The sequence below is a fragment of the Roseibium sp. RKSG952 genome (assembly GCF_009711355.1).
Genome location: NZ_SMMF01000963.1, coordinates 166,059 through 180,243 on the forward strand (window position 1 = coordinate 166,059; position 14,185 = coordinate 180,243).

Genomic DNA, 14,185 nt, shown 5'->3' on the forward strand with positions numbered 1-14,185 from the left:
CGCAGATGCCTACAGAAATTCTGATGCCCGCCCTGTCACCGACAATGGAGGAAGGCACGCTTGCCAAATGGCTGGTCAAGGAAGGCGACACCGTCTCCTCTGGCGACCTGCTGGCCGAGATCGAAACTGACAAGGCTACGATGGAGTTCGAGGCCGTAGACGAGGGCGTAGTCGGCAAAATCCTGATCCCCGAAGGCACCGAAGGGGTCAAGGTTAACACAGCTATCGCTGTGCTGTTGGAAGATGGCGAAAGCGCGGATGATATGGCGACCACATCGACCAAAGCGCCGGAAGCGGCGCCAGCCGCCGCGGGCAACGAGGCTGCCGCCCCAGCGGCACCCGAGGCGCCCGCCCCTGCTCCGGCTGCTGCGGTCAAAGCCGATGGTGGTCGTATCTTCGCTTCGCCGTTGGCCCGTCGGATTGCCGCTCAGAAAGGTCTCGACCTTGCGCAGATCACCGGTTCGGGTCCGCATGGTCGTATCGTCAAGGCTGATGTCGAAGGTGCAACAGCAACTACTGTCGCTCCGACTGCAGTTCCTGCAACTGCGGCGGCGGCCCCCGCTGCGGCAGTACCGGCTGGTCCTTCCGCCGATGCTGTTGCACGGATCTACGAAGGTCGTGAATACGAAGAGATTACCCTCGACGGCATGCGCAAGACCATTGCTGCGCGTCTGTCCGAGGCCAAGCAAACGATCCCACATTTCTACCTGCGTCGCGATATCAAGCTGGACGCGTTGTTGAAGTTCCGCAGCCAGTTGAACAAGCAACTGGAAGGCCGGGGTATTAAGCTCAGCGTCAACGACTTCATCATCAAAGCGGTCGCGAATGCATTGCAGCAGGTCCCTGAGTGCAATGCTGTTTGGGCAGGTGATCGTGTGTTGCAACTGAAACCATCGGACGTGGCAGTCGCCGTTGCGATTGAAGGTGGTCTGTTCACGCCGGTTCTGCAGGATGCCGACACCAAATCGCTGTCTGCCCTGTCGACCGAGATGAAGGATCTCGCGGCCCGGGCACGGGAACGCAAGCTAGCCCCGCACGAGTATCAGGGCGGCACCTTCGCGGTTTCAAATCTTGGCATGTTCGGCATCGATAATTTCGATGCGATCGTGAACCCGCCCCATGCCGGCATCCTGGCCGTCGGCACAGGCCTGAAAAAACCTGTTGTCGGCGACGACGGCGAGCTGACCGTCGCGACCGTGATGTCAGTGACGATGTCCGTCGACCATCGGGTTATTGATGGTGCTCTGGGGGCTCAGCTCTTGCAGGCCATCGTCGACAATCTAGAAAACCCGATGGTCATGCTGGCCTAGCCAGCAATCCAAACATCAAAAAAGCCGCCCCGAAGATCGAGGCGGCTTTTTTGTTAACTGACTAGAGCTTACTGGTCTTTACCCAGCATATGATCCATCGAAATTGACGGCTGGTCGCACCCAGCCTCTCCTACGATCTTGGCGGGGATACCCGCCACGGTCTTACAAGCAGGAACTTCCTGAAGAACCACAGAACCTGCGGCGATGCGGCTGCAGTGGCCGACCTCGATATTGCCGAGCACTTTGGCCCCGGCACCGATGAGTACACCATCTCCAATCTTGGGATGGCGCTGCTCCTCTTCCTTGCCGGTTCCACCCAGTGTTACCGAATGCAGCATCGATACATTGTCGCCCACTACCGCAGTCTCGCCGATCACGATGGAATGGGCATGATCGATCATGATCCCCTTACCGATCTTCGCAGCCGGGTGAATATCGATCCCGAAAATCTCAGAGGAGCGCATCTGGAAGAAATAGGCCAGATCGTGACGACCCTTGCGCCACAACCAATGTGCCACGCGATAGGCCTGCATCGCCTGATATCCTTTGAAGTAAAGGATCGGCTGCAGCAACCGGTGGCATGCCGGGTCACGTTCATAGACTGCCATGAGATCCGCGCGTGCAGCCTCAAGCAAACTTTTGTCGTCGGCATAGGCTTCGTCAACGATTTCACGCAGAACCATCATCGACATCTCGTTCGAACACAGCTTGGCAGCCACGCGATAGGATAGAGCGCGCTCGAGGCTGCGATGGTGCAGAATACAGGCATGCACCAGCCCGCCCATCAATGGCTCTTTTTCAACCGCTGCCTGGGCCTCTGACGTGATACGATCCCAAACAGGGTCCACTGGGGTCACATGAGTGCGCGTTTCGAACATGGCTTTTCATCCTTTGCTGCGCCTAGAATAGCCATCTAGGCTCAAAAAGGCCAAACGCAAACCCTTGATGTGCGACACAACAAAAAATGAACGAGACCGATCTGCAGCATTTCAAAACGCTTATTCTTGCTCGGCTGGCCGAACTGGAACAAAATTCCGTCGCCGGACAAGATGCCCAGTCGGTTGTGGAACTGGACCAGCAAGCAATCGGCAGGCTCAGCAGAATGGACGCGTTGCAGAATCAGGCGATGGCCAAGGCACAGCAGACACGGCGGGACATGGAATCTCATCGCTTGAACGCAGCACTCGCCCGCATTGAAGAGGACGAGTTCGGGTATTGCGAAGACTGTGGAGATGAGATTCCACGCGGGCGACTGGAGCTTGATCTGGCAGCAAGCAAATGCGTCAGCTGTGCCTCTGGCTGATGTGAAACCGGACCAATTGGCGCAATACCAATTCGAAACACAGGCAATACTCCACATCATCGAAGGCTGGTTCATCAGCTAGTGTTCGGGTCCGTGCTGCAGCCATCAACGAACCGTTTCCATAGGCTGGATGCAACTTCCCCGTTTGCGCAACATGCTGATCAGCAAGTTCCGCCTCGGTGATCATCTCAGTACAGATCCGGTCTCGCTCTGACTGCGGCAGGGCCAGCAGAACCCGTGCCGCAGCACTGACATCTCCGTGGAGAAGTGGGCGCATAGAATTGTCTATCCAATGGCCAGATGGGCAAATGCCCCTGCTCCGAAACTTGCTGATACCTGCGCCACCTCGAAATCATAGGCGCCTGCTAGGCCATCCTCTGTTTTCATGGCGCTGGTATATTGCCAATTCGGGGTATTCGTTACTGCTTCGCGCAGAACGGCGCCGTTGGATCGCACCCGCACCAGATAGGACTCGCTTTCCTCGCCCAGCGGCACGTCCAGGCCGCTCCAGTCATCTCCATCGATGCGCGTACGTCGTATCCAATCAATCACATCTCCCGAGTTCGATCTTTTCACTTTCAAATGCGCTGGTGCATAGGGGCGCAGTCCGTTGCACTGAAATGTTTCGACCTGATGTACATAAGCCGGGTCTTCGTAGCCCCGCGTGGCTGGGCCGATCCGATAGTGCTTTGCAATACGTCTCTCGGTTGGAAGAAGCCCAGTCTGATAGACCCGTTCATCGAGCAATACGAACATCGAACCTTCGGGCCATACATCGGGCATCGCGGTGTCTGTACCCAACTGCCCCCGCAATCGCCCGGACAGCGCGTAAACTCCGGTCTCTTTCAATTCTGCATTCGCAAACTGAAACAGCTCCCAGTTTCCTGTCGTGCCATCTCCTATGGCGGCCAGATTGGCACCGTTCAGCAATGCTGACCGAGGGCGCGATTCTAAAACACCGTCGATCAGGTTCACACGCAGCGGACTACCCTGATCCCAAAGCCCCGTAGAAGCCTTGAACAGCGGGGATTCAGTAAAGCCGATAACTGCCTGACCCGAGATCAGTTCGTGTAGCACATAGTCCTCGTCGCTCGCTGCTGCGTAAACTGCTACATTACCGGGCCACGGATCAGCGGTCACAGCCAGATATGGCGCATGCGGGACTTCGGCCCCTGTGATCAATGGCAGATCCATGAATACGGGCAGCACTGGTACCGGGGCGTTGTAGGGTTTGGCTTTCACCTCGTCATCTGGCAGGTCCGAGGGTGCATAGACACCCGGCTCGATCCGAACGGCGTCCGCCAGTTGCATCTCGGCCTGTTCCAGCCGGTCGATACGGTAAAGAGCCCCCTTATCCTGATCCGTCCCTGCCAATCGAACCACATCGCCCGCACCCAAGTGCAACAAAGACGGCGGCAAGGCAAACCGGGCTGTTTCGCGCGATGTTCGCGCTTCGCTCAGCCAGCGCTCAGCCGTTTGACGCCCTTCAGCTCGTGTCATCGACAACGGCATCTCATTCACGGACACGGCATGGGTTTTGTCGTCGGGCAGAATTGCCTCTTCTGCCACTACATCATGGTCCGCATCCGATTGCACGAACCTCAGGCGCACACGGCCGCTCATTTCCGCCTCGGCTTCTCGACGGTACTCAACTGTACCTTCAATTTCCGAGCTCATCGCCATTTTGTCCGGGGTGATCTCCTGTACCCCCAACCCGCCCCGCGTTCGGAAATGAAGAATGCCATCACGCTCGATAGCGTCAAATCCATAGCGAAGCATCAACGGCTGCAGCGCAGCACGCGCATCCATCACATCCTCAACCGCATACCCGCGGACAACACCATACAGGCGGGAAACATCGATTTGCGTGACACCGGCATGATGGCAAATTTCCGTTACAACCGAAGCCAATGAGCGCGAGCCTGATCGTCCGTTCAGCCAATGCCCACGGGCATAGTTGACCCCGTCGCTCCATTGTGAACCAAGGTTGGGAAACGTCGGGTACGGTCGCGCATCCCACGCCCAGACATAGGCATTCGACATATCAACCATCCTGCCACCATAGTGATGCGACACAGGGTTGTTCTGAGGTGCGTTCCAATAGCCCAATACGGCCTTCAGATACTGAATCTGCATAAAGTCGTCACGCATTCCATTGGAATAGCGTGGCAAACTTGATTCCGACGATTTGGGATCCAGAAACTTGTTCGGCTGGTTCGTGCCCTTGTCGATGGCCGCACACCCCAGTTCGGTAAACCAGATCGGCTTTGATCCTGGCACCCAACTCGTCGGCGTCGCCTGCCTGACGCCTCCGATCCGCTCGTGATGCGGTTTGGACCACCAGTTGCTCAGATCCTTGTAACGCCAGATCCAGGGCTCATCGTGTTCGTCATCTTTGATCGGAGTTCTGATCTGGGCTTTGGCTTCTTCTGGCGATGCATAGAACCAATCGTAGCCTTCCCCGCCTTCGACATTACTGCGCAGATAGTCCAGATCATAGATTGAATGGACACCGGCCTCTGCATCCACGTGCGTATCGCCGTCCCGCCAATCTGAGATTGGCATGTAGTTGTCGATTCCAACGAAATCGATATTTGCATCTGCCCACAAAGGATCGAGGTGAAAATACCTGTCGCCACTGTCATCCTCGGGTTGGTATCCGAAGTATTCGGACCAGTCCGCTGCATAGCCGATCTTGGTATTGGGCCCAAGAAGCTGACGAACCTCATTTGCCAGAGCGCGCAACTGAACAACCGCTGGAAACCCTGACGCTCCCCGGATTTGTGTCAGCCCGCGCATTTCCGAACTGATACAAAACGACTCGACCCCGCCTGCCGCCTTGCACAAAGCGGCATTGTGCAAGATGAAACGCCTCAAACCCCAGTCCTGCGGACCGTGATACGAGACTTTGCCATTTGCGACCGCAAAGTCGCTGGCTCGGGCGCCGCCAAAAAATGTAGCCACTTGTGCATCGGCGGTTGCTGTCTTGTCGGGCGATCCCGCGCGTCCCGGAGCCACACTCAAAGATATGCGCCCACGCCAGGGCAAATGCGGCTGCTCTCCTGACTCTGACCAGGGATTGGGCAGACCATTCCCTTTCAACTGGTCCATCAGAATGAACGGGTAGAACATGACACGCTGACCAGACTGTCGCAGATGCTGAATAGCCTGCACCACAGCGTCATCCGCCGGAGTACCACCATAAACCGGCCGATCATTCTCGTGCTTGACGACCTGAGCAGAGTGCCGGGTCAGGCCCGCAACCTTCCACGGCATGTTTTCACCGTCTACATCTCCGCGCACTACCTTGGGGGTGATCTTGCACTGACCACAGCGCAGATCACTACCGAACCAGGATACGATCAGTGACGTCGCCCGGCACTCGCGCAATTCGTGCCGCAATGCCCTGACGGACGTCACCAGATCAGGACGCCCTGAGCGCGAATTTACATTGGCAGCCCAGCTACGACCCTGGCCTTTGGTGTAGTTCACCTGAGTGCTGGCAAGCGCATACTCGCCCGTGCCCGGCATCAGTGCCACACCCTTGATGATCTGACACAGCGCGTCGGTAAAACGGGGCATGGTGCCTTGTTCCTGCCGCACGACCTCGAACGAGAATTGCGGTACCCGGTTCCCGTACGAGCCCAGCTGCAGATCTTCTATCACCACATAAGCGGTGCCGCGATAAGCTGGAACCTGACCCGTGCCCTCGATGGATTCAATCAGAGGATCGGGTAGCTGATCCGGACCACCATGGTAGACTCTTATGTTCAGAGAAGACCGCTCAACTTCTTCTCCATCTGCCCAGATCCGCGCCACATCCGAGATTATCCCGGCGCCCACTGCAATCGCCAGTGATACCGAATAACTGTAAGTATGCGTGGTGGTCGTTGTCGTCACCTGTGGCTGTTTCGGCTTGCCTTTGCCGCCACCGCCCGTTGTCTGGGTTTGGGTCGACGTGCTTTTGGTCTCCAGAAAGTCCGAGGCCCAGATCACCTGCCCACCAACGCGCATCCGACCAAACGTTGTAGATACCGGTGCGCCTTCGCCAGTCTCGGTCAGACGAAAACGATCCAGGCGGCCAGTCTCGACAACTTCGCTGCCTCCGCCCATGACCGATTGACTCATCAACCGCTGATCAATGACGCGGCCCAGAGTTGCTCCAATGGCGCGACCGATGACTGCCGTTGAAAGACCTGCGACCGTCCCCCCAATGGATCCTCCGATTGCAGCTCCTGCTGCAGACAAAACGATAGTAGCCATCAGCCATTCTCCAGCGGGAATTCAAAACAAGCGACGACCCGGCGTCGCCAAGGATCGCTTAATGTGTTCTCGACAACGCCATGCCCGGAATATGCGTGGATGAAGCGCGGCACTGCACCGTCAGCGCTTACGATGCCCAGATGCTTGGCCACACTCTGGTCGCGCATCCTAAACAAAAGGACATCACCGACCCGCATGTCGGCCGCACTCTTTTCGACAAGGTGTCTTTGTGCGGCAGCCCACATGCGCTCTTCACCCTGTGGTTCGGACCAATCCATGCTGTAGACGGGTACCGCTTCGGGCTCGCATCCCATGACGGCGCGCCACACACCACGCAAGAGGCCCAGGCAATCCGCCCCAGCCCCCCGAACCGAGGCCTGGTGGACATAGGGCGTTCCGAGCCAACGCTTGGCCTCGGCGACGATGGATTGCTGTGAAACGCTCATCTCCTGCTACCCCCTTTGTTGGGCATGCCGGATTTGGGCACGGCCATCACCCAATCTTCTTCGGGCAGATCCGGGAAACCCTGAAAATTCAGAAGATTGTTGAACTTTAACCGGCAGGTATTCATGGCCTTGTCACATCCCGCCAACAAACGAACCCGGTCACCCGCCGCCACCGGCGCATTGATGCCAGACCACAAAGTCACCTCGCGTCCGCCCTCAATCCGCCGGTCCAGTTTGATAGAAGCCCACAACCCTTTGGCCTGACCGGACAGGACATCCAACCTTCCCCGCTTGAACCAATGGTCCAAGGGCTCAATTCCGCCGCGCAGCACCAAAAAAGTTCCGCCTTCGGCTTTGGCCACCTCTGCCTCGGCTGAATAACCCGGCTTATTCAAATCGATCTGGCACGAGCTATCCCCAAGAACGGCGGTGCAAGGTTTCTGATAGATGCGCCCCATGGGTCGGTTCAATAGATCAGTCAGCCCGCGCAGCTCGGCATGAAATGCCCCACCGCCACGCCGCAGCTCACCAATCGTTCCTCTGAACTGCAGCACACGTTGCTCGGGCGCGGTCCAATTGACCAACCACGCCCGCACTTCGGCCCCGTCAAAGCGGCCAGCCTCGATGTCCTCTTCGCGAACGGCGACATCCGACAGAGCGCCCATGGCCTCGGAATTGTCGATCGACAATCCGGTTGCCTGCTCAATCGCGGCAGCGGTCAAACCGCTACTTGCCCGAAAAGCCACCCCCTCAAAGCTCAGCTCCATGTCATGGTCGGTAAAGCCAAAAACCTCTCCGTCGGTGCGTTTGATCGCCCAGCACCGACAGGTCGTCGTCAAACCGCTTTCCAAATGGGTCTGCAGTCCCTGCTTGTCACCACTCATCAGACCCGCACCTCCACCACAGGGACATTCGGAACGTCTCCTGCCTGAAAGCTCGAAACGCTGGTTTGGATCTTGTCGGTGTCAAATCGCACCGGCACATCGAATTCAAAACCGGCCGTAATCTCAACCTCATCAGGTGGTGCGTTCTCGAAGGTAACCACGCCAGTAGCGAGATTTATCTCAAAGTCCGTCCCCTCGCGCATTTCATCTTGCTCGAGGCCAAGCTTCACCGTTCCAAGTACCGGCTTCACGATCGGGCGCACATAGCTGAACCCGCCCGAACTGTAAGTCTTGATCAACTGAAACTCAGTTTGTTTCCCATCACCCCGTGCGATGATCTGATCGGCTTTGTCCACATCAGCCGAAGACGCGCCCGATTTGTAGTCAGACCAGTCTTTCCAACGGAATCCATACATCTGGCCCTGCCGCGCTTCAAAAAACGAGATCAAGGTTTCAATGTCATCCAGTGATCGCATTCCCAACCCCGCATCATAGCGGCGACGGGAATGCGCCCAGGGCGTGTTCCGCTCCTCAAAACCATTTGCCAGCGTCACGATGTCGGTCCGTCGTTCGGGCCCACCGACTGAGCCGAAACTCAGACTTGCGGGAAATCTTACCTCGTGAAAATTCATGACCTGCTCCCCTGATTATCTGTTGCGATTGCCGCGCCCCAGAGCACGGCTCATTTGTGCTGCAATCTGGCTTTGGCTACGGCGGAAACCCTGTACGTCAGGCGTGGTGATATTCATGACCACACTCACTGCGCGACCGCCGCCAGAGTTACGGACACCCAATTTTCCATCAGGACCACGGGCCAGCGGCATGATCGCTTCTGGACCGGCCTCACCCATTAGGCCGGTGCCACCCCGCATCGGAAAGGTGGTCGGCCCGCTGACCACCCCTCCATTTGCAAAGGGCATCACCCTGCCTTGTGAAAAGCTGCCGCCATCTGCAAAAGGCAGAATGCCCTGCACCAATCCGCCCACGGTGTTGGCCAAAATTCCACCGAAGTGGTCCGTCACAGGCTTGATCGCTGCTGAATACGCAGTGCGGATCATCGAGTTTTTAAGCACATCCAGCGCATCCGACAGGTTCATCCCATCCAGCACGACCCCATCAAAGGCTTTGCGCAACCCGCTGGACATGCCGCGTTCCAGCGTGGCAACGTCCTTACCCGTTTCCTCAAAAGCGGCGCTGATCCGTTTCATCTGCCCATCAAAGGCTGCCGCCATGGTAGCCGCATCGCCCAGCGAGTCGCCCAGCGCCTCGCCACGTTCTTGCAGATCCTCCAACCCATCACGATCCGTCATCACGCACTCCTTGTTCCTTGTCCGGATAAGCCGACAGCAACGCATCCAGGCCTGCCCGGTTCATCGCGGGCATCCCCGCGCCTTGCCCCAACATCAGCCGCAGCTCGGCCGGGGTCAGACGCCAGAACTGGTCTGGCGTCAGACGCAGGCCAACAAACCCTGCCCGCATCAGGACGGGCCAGTCGAACCCGCTCATACTTGCTCGGGGACCATGAAGGCCCGCGCCAACAACTCAGCCGCCGCGCACGCGCCCGCCATCGGACCGCCTTCGATTTCGGCGCTCAGCAAATCGGATCGGGTAACCTTGGCCCCACCACCCCTCAGCCCGGCCACAATCAATGCCAGCACATCGCCGCTGGAATAGGCTCCACCTTCGAACCGTTGCACCAGTTCAACCAGCGATCCCGCCCCCAGCTCTTTTTCCAATTCCGCCAAGGCACCCAAAGTCAGCTTGAGCACATGCCGCTCTTCATCGATGGTCAGTGCCACCTCACCCGTCCAAGGATTGGCCATTGGTCAAAGCGCCGTGAATGTCAGAGCGCCCGCGCTCGCCATGCTCATCTCGTAAGTCGCCTCGCCATTGTGCGAGCCCGCATATTCGATGCCGGTCACCTGAAAAGGCCCCTCTACGATACCGAAATCAGGGATGATTACCTGAAAGCCTGGCGTCTCCCCGTCAAAGAACAGCTGCCTCGCCCGTTCATCCGTTCCTGCATCCTTGAACACACCCGAACCCGAAATAGCCGCGGACTTGACACCCGCCCCCGACAGAAGTTCTCGCCATCCGCCCTGACTTTCTAGAGATGTCACGTCCACACTTTCGGCGTTGAAACTGATCCGTGTGGCGCGCAGCCCCGCGATTGTCTCGAACAGACCCGATCCGTTCATGTCTACTTTGACCAGTAGGTCCTTACCATTCTGGGCACCCATATGCTCTCTCCAATGATTGCTTAATTGTCTTCCACGCGCGCGCGAAATCTCAGATCGATCTGACGAATTGCGCCACCGGTGCCGGTACGCCTGGCCGAAGCACGCTCGAACCACAGCCCAACAAGCCGACCACGATCCAAGGTCAAAGGCACATCCTCGAGCGCATCACAGACCGCGCCAGCCAGTATTTTGGCCGCGCCAAACCCGGCTGCTTCGGATACCACCGAAACCGTGAACCGATGCACCGCGCCCGCGCCGGACCGGTCCGAGGCTTCACGAACCTCTTCCGGACCCAGCGACACATAAGTCTGGGGAACTGTCCCAGTGGGCACGGCGTCATAGATTGCACCGCCAGATTGCGCGCTGACCTGCGCGTCATTCGAAAGCTGTTGATACACTGCCGCTTGCAAAGCAGCTGAAACGCCATAGCTCATGCCGCCACCTCTTCATCAGCAAAGCAGGTCAGGTAGTGACCTCGAGCGTCCCGATCCGCGACAGCGCGAATTACGAAACGGCGCTCACCCTCGCGAAATCGCTGATCCGGTGCAGGTCGCGCTGTCGATCCCTGAGGTGCATTCCGCACCACGATGCGATAGCGAACCCGCGAAACAGGCACTCCGGCGATTGATCGCTCTGCACCAGTACGGGCAGTGATCTCGGCCCAATGCTCTCCCAAAGCCTCCCAGGTCTCGGTGTATCCACCCGCTCCGTCAGCAGTTCTCACTGGTGACTCCAGCACCAGCTTCCGATTCAAATGCGGTGCCTTCATCGCGCCACCCCTGCCCCAAAGCGCACCATGCGGTAGCGCTGGATCAGACTGGTCACACCAAAGGGCATGCACCCATCACCCAGTGCGGTTTCATCTCGATATTCATAGTAATGCGCTGCCAGCAGCAGTACCGCCTGACCAAGATCAGCCGGCAGGCTACCCCAATCTGTTGCCATGCCAGCAATAAAGGCAATCTTGACCGAACCTCCGATAGAAATCGCAGGCAGACTCGCACCTTTGGGGCGCAATCTGGGCCGCTGACTATCCCGCTCCAACCGATAGGCATCAGTCACCACTGCGGTTTCGGATCCTGACGCATCCGACATCGTCATCACAGATATCTCCGTCACCGGTGCAACCGGTAAAATCTCACCCGCCTGGTCGCGCCATTTGTTCAGGCTCCACGAGAACTCGCGCTCGATCAGAACCTTGCCCGTGCGCGCCTCAATCGCTGCGATTGCTGCACGCAAGAACCCCTTCAACACTTCGTCCTGCACGGTGGCTTCGGTGAAACCCGTTCCCAGCCGCAGGTGTGCTTTGAACTGATCTACCGGCAGCGCCGCATCCGCGATGGCGGTTTCTTCGATCAACATCATCCATTCACTCCGCAATCTCGGACCCCTCCGGGGCCGCTTCTTGGAAAATGACGGGCACGCGCCGCCCCACGTTGCTCGGACGGAGGGGAGCAGCTAGACAACGCAGGGGATTCACCCCGGCTCGCGCCCGCCGTCCGAGGGGCACTAGACCCCTCGGATCCGTCACCGCTTAAGCGGTGCCGAATTTCACCAGCTTGATCGCGGCAAAATCGCTCACGTCGCCGCCCACGCGCTTGGTTGCATAGAACAGAACGTGTGGCTTGGCGCTGAACGGATCCCGCAGCACACGCAGATCAGGACGCTCAGCAATGGTGTAGCCAGAGTGGAAGTCACCAAAGGCGATTGAGAAGCTGTCGGTCGCCGCATCCGGCATGTCTTCCGCGATTAGCACCGGATAGCCCATAAGACGTGCAGGCTCACCCGCGGCCAGACCATCCGACCACAGGAAGCGGCCATCACTGTCCTTCAATTTACGGATCACACCCGCGGTTTTCGAGTTCATCACAAAGGTGCCATTGACCCGATACTGTGCACCCAGCGCATAGACCACATCGACAATAGTGTCCGCATCAACGCCACCATCAATGCCGGAAGCCACATAACCCAGACGCCCCCAGGACCAACTGTCCTCGGCCATGGTGCCGTGGTTCAGGATGCCCTTGGGCTTATCCACGCCATCCCCATTGATGAACGCCGCTGCCTCGGCTCGCGCGAACTTGTCTGCGATACGCGCCGCCAGCCAGCCTTCGACGTCAAAGGCACTGTCATCCAACAGGCGCTGCGACGCCTTGGGCAATGCGCTGAGCTCATGCAATGGGATCGAGATGCGATCAATCGTCGGTGTCGAAGTCTCGGTTGTGGCCGAGCTCTCGTCGGCCCAGCCCGCGCCGACATCAGTATGGTCAATCAGTACATCGAACGAATTCGCCTCTACATTCACCACAGACGCAATGGAACGGATCGAAGCGGTGGAGTTCAAAACGGATTTGATGGTCTCGGCCGTTTGTGGGTCGATCAGATAGCCGCCCTCACTGTTGACCGCGCTGGACAGCGACTTGGCCTCCATCTCAAGCCCGCGCAGCCCGTCATCTTCACCTGACCGCACATAGGCATCAAAGGCCTTCTGATGCGGGGCTCCGTCCTCAAGCGAAGCCGCAAGATGCGGGCGCGCCGCGATGGTTGATTTACGATCCAGCATAGTCAGTCGCTCTTCTGTCTGTTGCAGTTTGGTTTTAACTTCAGCCTTCAGGCCCTTGAATTCATTCACGAAGCCAGCCATCGCCTGCTTCACCTCCTGAACCAGGGGCGCACCCTCTCCGGTCAAGGCCGGGGTCTCGGTCTTGCTCATCAGCATGTCCTGTTTTGGGGTGGGTATTGAGGCGCGCTATGTCCGCGCCAGCTCCTGCCGGGCGTCGCTGAACACCTCGGCAATACTGCGCCAGGTATTCTCAACATCAGGCTCAATGCCCTTCGCTGCCACCCGCGCACTGGGCAACATCGGGAAGGTCACCAGCGACACCTCCCACAGCTCCAGTTCGATCAGGACCCGCTGGCCCTTGTCATTCTTCACAGCTCGCTTGGTGCGATAGCCAATGGACAGCCCGTCAATGGCCCCGGCACGGATCAACTCCGCTGCCTCGCGACCTTTTTGAGTGCTCTCCAACAGACGGCCCTTGACCCACAGGCCACGCGCATCCTCGCGCACCTCGTTCCAGACTCCGATGGGTTGGGCCGGGTCGTGTTGCCACAGCATTTTTACCCGCTGGCCAGCGGCCTTAAGCCCCTCGAGCGAGCCCCGATACGCCCCACGCTGCACAACATCGCTGCCCTGATCGACCTGATCGAACAGGCTGGCATAGCCCTCGATCACCGCATCTTCCGTCACCGAAAGACCGTCTCCGAACCGCGCAAATTTACGTTCCAAATCCATGAAATTCTCCATGTAACTCACTGAACTCATGGCGTTACCACCAAGATCGACTGAAGCGCCTGCGCCAGAATGACAGCGACCACGCCGTAGACCGTCAGCCACAACCGTCGCTCCAGCCGCTCCATCATCTCTTCGATCTGATCCAGCCGCCGACAAAGATGCGCGTGCTGGATCTCAGCCACCCGCTCGTGCGCAGCCAGACGCAGACCAGGCGCGCATTCGAACGGAGGGTACCCGTCAGCCATCGGCACGTTCCGGCAGCCCCAGCAAAGCGCGCTTCTCGGCATCCGACAGGAAATCGGCCCCGTTGACCCGCGCCCATTGTGCATCTCGTTCCGCCGACAACGCGGGCACCTGATCCAGATCGGGCTTCAGCACCAAATCCTCACCTGAGAACCCTGCCAGCCACTCCGACACCGCCGCCGCCACCCGCGTCACCAGGGG

Annotated in this window: 18 protein-coding genes and 1 pseudogene; 2 read left to right on the forward strand and 17 right to left on the reverse strand. The window is 58.4% G+C overall.

The window, feature by feature from the left end:
* Positions 1 to 5 precede the first annotated feature (5 nt).
* Entirely contained in the window at positions 6 to 1,310 is a 1,305-nt protein-coding gene (locus tag E1297_RS46945; RefSeq protein WP_155151023.1) for a pyruvate dehydrogenase complex dihydrolipoamide acetyltransferase, read from the forward strand.
* Between the two features lie 68 nt (positions 1,311 to 1,378).
* Here the strand turns inward: E1297_RS46945 and cysE are convergent, their stop codons facing one another.
* Positions 1,379 to 2,188 (reverse strand): serine O-acetyltransferase, encoded by an 810-nt coding sequence (cysE, locus tag E1297_RS46950; protein WP_155151026.1) that lies wholly within the window; start codon positions 2,186 to 2,188, stop codon positions 1,379 to 1,381.
* Positions 2,189 to 2,274: 86 nt separating this feature from the next.
* On the opposite strand from cysE, the gene E1297_RS46955 reads away from it, so the two are divergent.
* Positions 2,275 to 2,613, forward strand: a complete 339-nt coding sequence (locus tag E1297_RS46955; RefSeq protein ID WP_155151029.1) for a TraR/DksA C4-type zinc finger protein — start codon at positions 2,275 to 2,277, stop codon at positions 2,611 to 2,613.
* On the opposite strand, the gene E1297_RS46960 is transcribed toward E1297_RS46955, so the two are convergent.
* From E1297_RS46960 to E1297_RS47035, 16 genes and pseudogenes are all read right to left on the reverse strand, one after another.
* Positions 2,594 to 2,890, reverse strand: a complete 297-nt coding sequence (locus E1297_RS46960) for a hypothetical protein (protein ID WP_155151032.1) — start codon at positions 2,888 to 2,890, stop codon at positions 2,594 to 2,596. The genes E1297_RS46955 and E1297_RS46960 overlap by 20 nt on opposite strands.
* A gap of 8 nt (positions 2,891 to 2,898) precedes the next feature.
* The gene (locus E1297_RS46965) at positions 2,899 to 6,876 is read right to left on the reverse strand and encodes a glycoside hydrolase/phage tail family protein (protein ID WP_155151035.1); all 3,978 of its coding nucleotides are present in this window, start codon (positions 6,874 to 6,876) and stop codon (positions 2,899 to 2,901) included.
* Positions 6,876 to 7,322 (reverse strand): NlpC/P60 family protein, encoded by a 447-nt coding sequence (locus E1297_RS46970; protein WP_155151038.1) that lies wholly within the window; start codon positions 7,320 to 7,322, stop codon positions 6,876 to 6,878. Before E1297_RS46970 ends, E1297_RS46965 begins: the two co-directional genes overlap by 1 nt.
* Positions 7,319 to 8,206, reverse strand: coding sequence for a DUF2163 domain-containing protein (locus E1297_RS46975; RefSeq protein ID WP_155151041.1), 888 nt, complete (start codon positions 8,204 to 8,206; stop codon positions 7,319 to 7,321). Before E1297_RS46975 ends, E1297_RS46970 begins: the two co-directional genes overlap by 4 nt.
* On the reverse strand, positions 8,206 to 8,838 hold the full coding sequence (locus E1297_RS46980; protein ID WP_155151045.1) for a DUF2460 domain-containing protein: 633 nt from the start codon (positions 8,836 to 8,838) through the stop codon (positions 8,206 to 8,208). Before E1297_RS46980 ends, E1297_RS46975 begins: the two co-directional genes overlap by 1 nt.
* A gap of 15 nt (positions 8,839 to 8,853) precedes the next feature.
* Complete coding sequence (locus tag E1297_RS46985; RefSeq protein ID WP_155151048.1) at positions 8,854 to 9,516, reverse strand: phage tail tape measure protein; 663 nt, start codon at positions 9,514 to 9,516, stop codon at positions 8,854 to 8,856.
* Positions 9,503 to 9,712 (reverse strand): rcc01693 family protein, encoded by a 210-nt coding sequence (locus tag E1297_RS46990; protein ID WP_155151051.1) that lies wholly within the window; start codon positions 9,710 to 9,712, stop codon positions 9,503 to 9,505. Before E1297_RS46990 ends, E1297_RS46985 begins: the two co-directional genes overlap by 14 nt.
* On the reverse strand, positions 9,709 to 10,029 hold the full coding sequence (locus tag E1297_RS46995) for a gene transfer agent family protein (protein ID WP_155151053.1): 321 nt from the start codon (positions 10,027 to 10,029) through the stop codon (positions 9,709 to 9,711). The genes E1297_RS46990 and E1297_RS46995 overlap by 4 nt, the downstream gene beginning before the upstream one ends.
* A 3-nt stretch (positions 10,030 to 10,032) precedes the next feature.
* Entirely contained in the window at positions 10,033 to 10,446 is a 414-nt protein-coding gene (locus E1297_RS47000) for a phage major tail protein, TP901-1 family (protein ID WP_155151056.1), read from the reverse strand.
* Between the two features lie 20 nt (positions 10,447 to 10,466).
* On the reverse strand, positions 10,467 to 10,880 hold the full coding sequence (locus tag E1297_RS47005; protein WP_155151060.1) for a DUF3168 domain-containing protein: 414 nt from the start codon (positions 10,878 to 10,880) through the stop codon (positions 10,467 to 10,469).
* Complete coding sequence (locus E1297_RS47010) at positions 10,877 to 11,215, reverse strand: phage head closure protein (RefSeq protein WP_155151063.1); 339 nt, start codon at positions 11,213 to 11,215, stop codon at positions 10,877 to 10,879. The genes E1297_RS47005 and E1297_RS47010 overlap by 4 nt, the downstream gene beginning before the upstream one ends.
* Entirely contained in the window at positions 11,212 to 11,811 is a 600-nt protein-coding gene (locus E1297_RS47015; RefSeq protein ID WP_155151067.1) for a head-tail connector protein, read from the reverse strand. Before E1297_RS47015 ends, E1297_RS47010 begins: the two co-directional genes overlap by 4 nt.
* A 169-nt stretch (positions 11,812 to 11,980) precedes the next feature.
* Positions 11,981 to 13,159, reverse strand: a complete 1,179-nt coding sequence (locus E1297_RS47020) for a phage major capsid protein (RefSeq protein ID WP_155151070.1) — start codon at positions 13,157 to 13,159, stop codon at positions 11,981 to 11,983.
* Positions 13,160 to 13,195: 36 nt separating this feature from the next.
* Entirely contained in the window at positions 13,196 to 13,741 is a 546-nt protein-coding gene (locus tag E1297_RS47025) for an HK97 family phage prohead protease (protein WP_209016417.1), read from the reverse strand.
* Positions 13,742 to 13,767: 26 nt separating this feature from the next.
* Positions 13,768 to 13,986 (reverse strand): hypothetical protein, encoded by a 219-nt coding sequence (locus E1297_RS47030; RefSeq protein WP_155151073.1) that lies wholly within the window; start codon positions 13,984 to 13,986, stop codon positions 13,768 to 13,770.
* Positions 13,979 to 14,185 (reverse strand): annotated as a pseudogene (locus E1297_RS47035) (phage portal protein); the annotation flags it as partial. The pseudogene E1297_RS47035 and the gene E1297_RS47030, both read right to left, overlap by 8 nt.

Excerpts from the sequence above, each read along its gene's own strand:
- E1297_RS46955 (WP_155151029.1), top strand. The coding sequence starts at position 2,275 with ATGAACGAGACCGATCTGCAGCATTTCAAAACGCTTATTCTTGCTCGG.
- E1297_RS46965 (WP_155151035.1), bottom strand. The coding sequence starts at position 6,876 with ATGGCTACTATCGTTTTGTCTGCAGCAGGAGCTGCAATCGGAGGATCC.
- E1297_RS46980 (WP_155151045.1), bottom strand. The coding sequence starts at position 8,838 with ATGAATTTTCACGAGGTAAGATTTCCCGCAAGTCTGAGTTTCGGCTCA.
- E1297_RS46975 (WP_155151041.1), bottom strand. The coding sequence starts at position 8,206 with ATGAGTGGTGACAAGCAGGGACTGCAGACCCATTTGGAAAGCGGTTTG.
- E1297_RS46960 (WP_155151032.1), bottom strand. The coding sequence starts at position 2,890 with ATGCGCCCACTTCTCCACGGAGATGTCAGTGCTGCGGCACGGGTTCTG.
- E1297_RS47015 (WP_155151067.1), bottom strand. The coding sequence starts at position 11,811 with ATGATGTTGATCGAAGAAACCGCCATCGCGGATGCGGCGCTGCCGGTA.
- E1297_RS46945 (WP_155151023.1), top strand. The coding sequence starts at position 6 with ATGCCTACAGAAATTCTGATGCCCGCCCTGTCACCGACAATGGAGGAA.
- E1297_RS47020 (WP_155151070.1), bottom strand. The coding sequence starts at position 13,159 with ATGAGCAAGACCGAGACCCCGGCCTTGACCGGAGAGGGTGCGCCCCTG.
- E1297_RS47010 (WP_155151063.1), bottom strand. The coding sequence starts at position 11,215 with ATGAAGGCACCGCATTTGAATCGGAAGCTGGTGCTGGAGTCACCAGTG.
- E1297_RS47025 (WP_209016417.1), bottom strand. The coding sequence starts at position 13,741 with ATGGATTTGGAACGTAAATTTGCGCGGTTCGGAGACGGTCTTTCGGTG.
- E1297_RS46990 (WP_155151051.1), bottom strand. The coding sequence starts at position 9,712 with ATGAGCGGGTTCGACTGGCCCGTCCTGATGCGGGCAGGGTTTGTTGGC.
- E1297_RS47000 (WP_155151056.1), bottom strand. The coding sequence starts at position 10,446 with ATGGGTGCCCAGAATGGTAAGGACCTACTGGTCAAAGTAGACATGAAC.
- E1297_RS46985 (WP_155151048.1), bottom strand. The coding sequence starts at position 9,516 with ATGACGGATCGTGATGGGTTGGAGGATCTGCAAGAACGTGGCGAGGCG.
- cysE (WP_155151026.1), bottom strand. The coding sequence starts at position 2,188 with ATGTTCGAAACGCGCACTCATGTGACCCCAGTGGACCCTGTTTGGGAT.
- E1297_RS47005 (WP_155151060.1), bottom strand. The coding sequence starts at position 10,880 with ATGAGCTATGGCGTTTCAGCTGCTTTGCAAGCGGCAGTGTATCAACAG.
- E1297_RS47030 (WP_155151073.1), bottom strand. The coding sequence starts at position 13,986 with ATGGCTGACGGGTACCCTCCGTTCGAATGCGCGCCTGGTCTGCGTCTG.
- E1297_RS46970 (WP_155151038.1), bottom strand. The coding sequence starts at position 7,322 with ATGAGCGTTTCACAGCAATCCATCGTCGCCGAGGCCAAGCGTTGGCTC.
- E1297_RS46995 (WP_155151053.1), bottom strand. The coding sequence starts at position 10,029 with ATGGCCAATCCTTGGACGGGTGAGGTGGCACTGACCATCGATGAAGAG.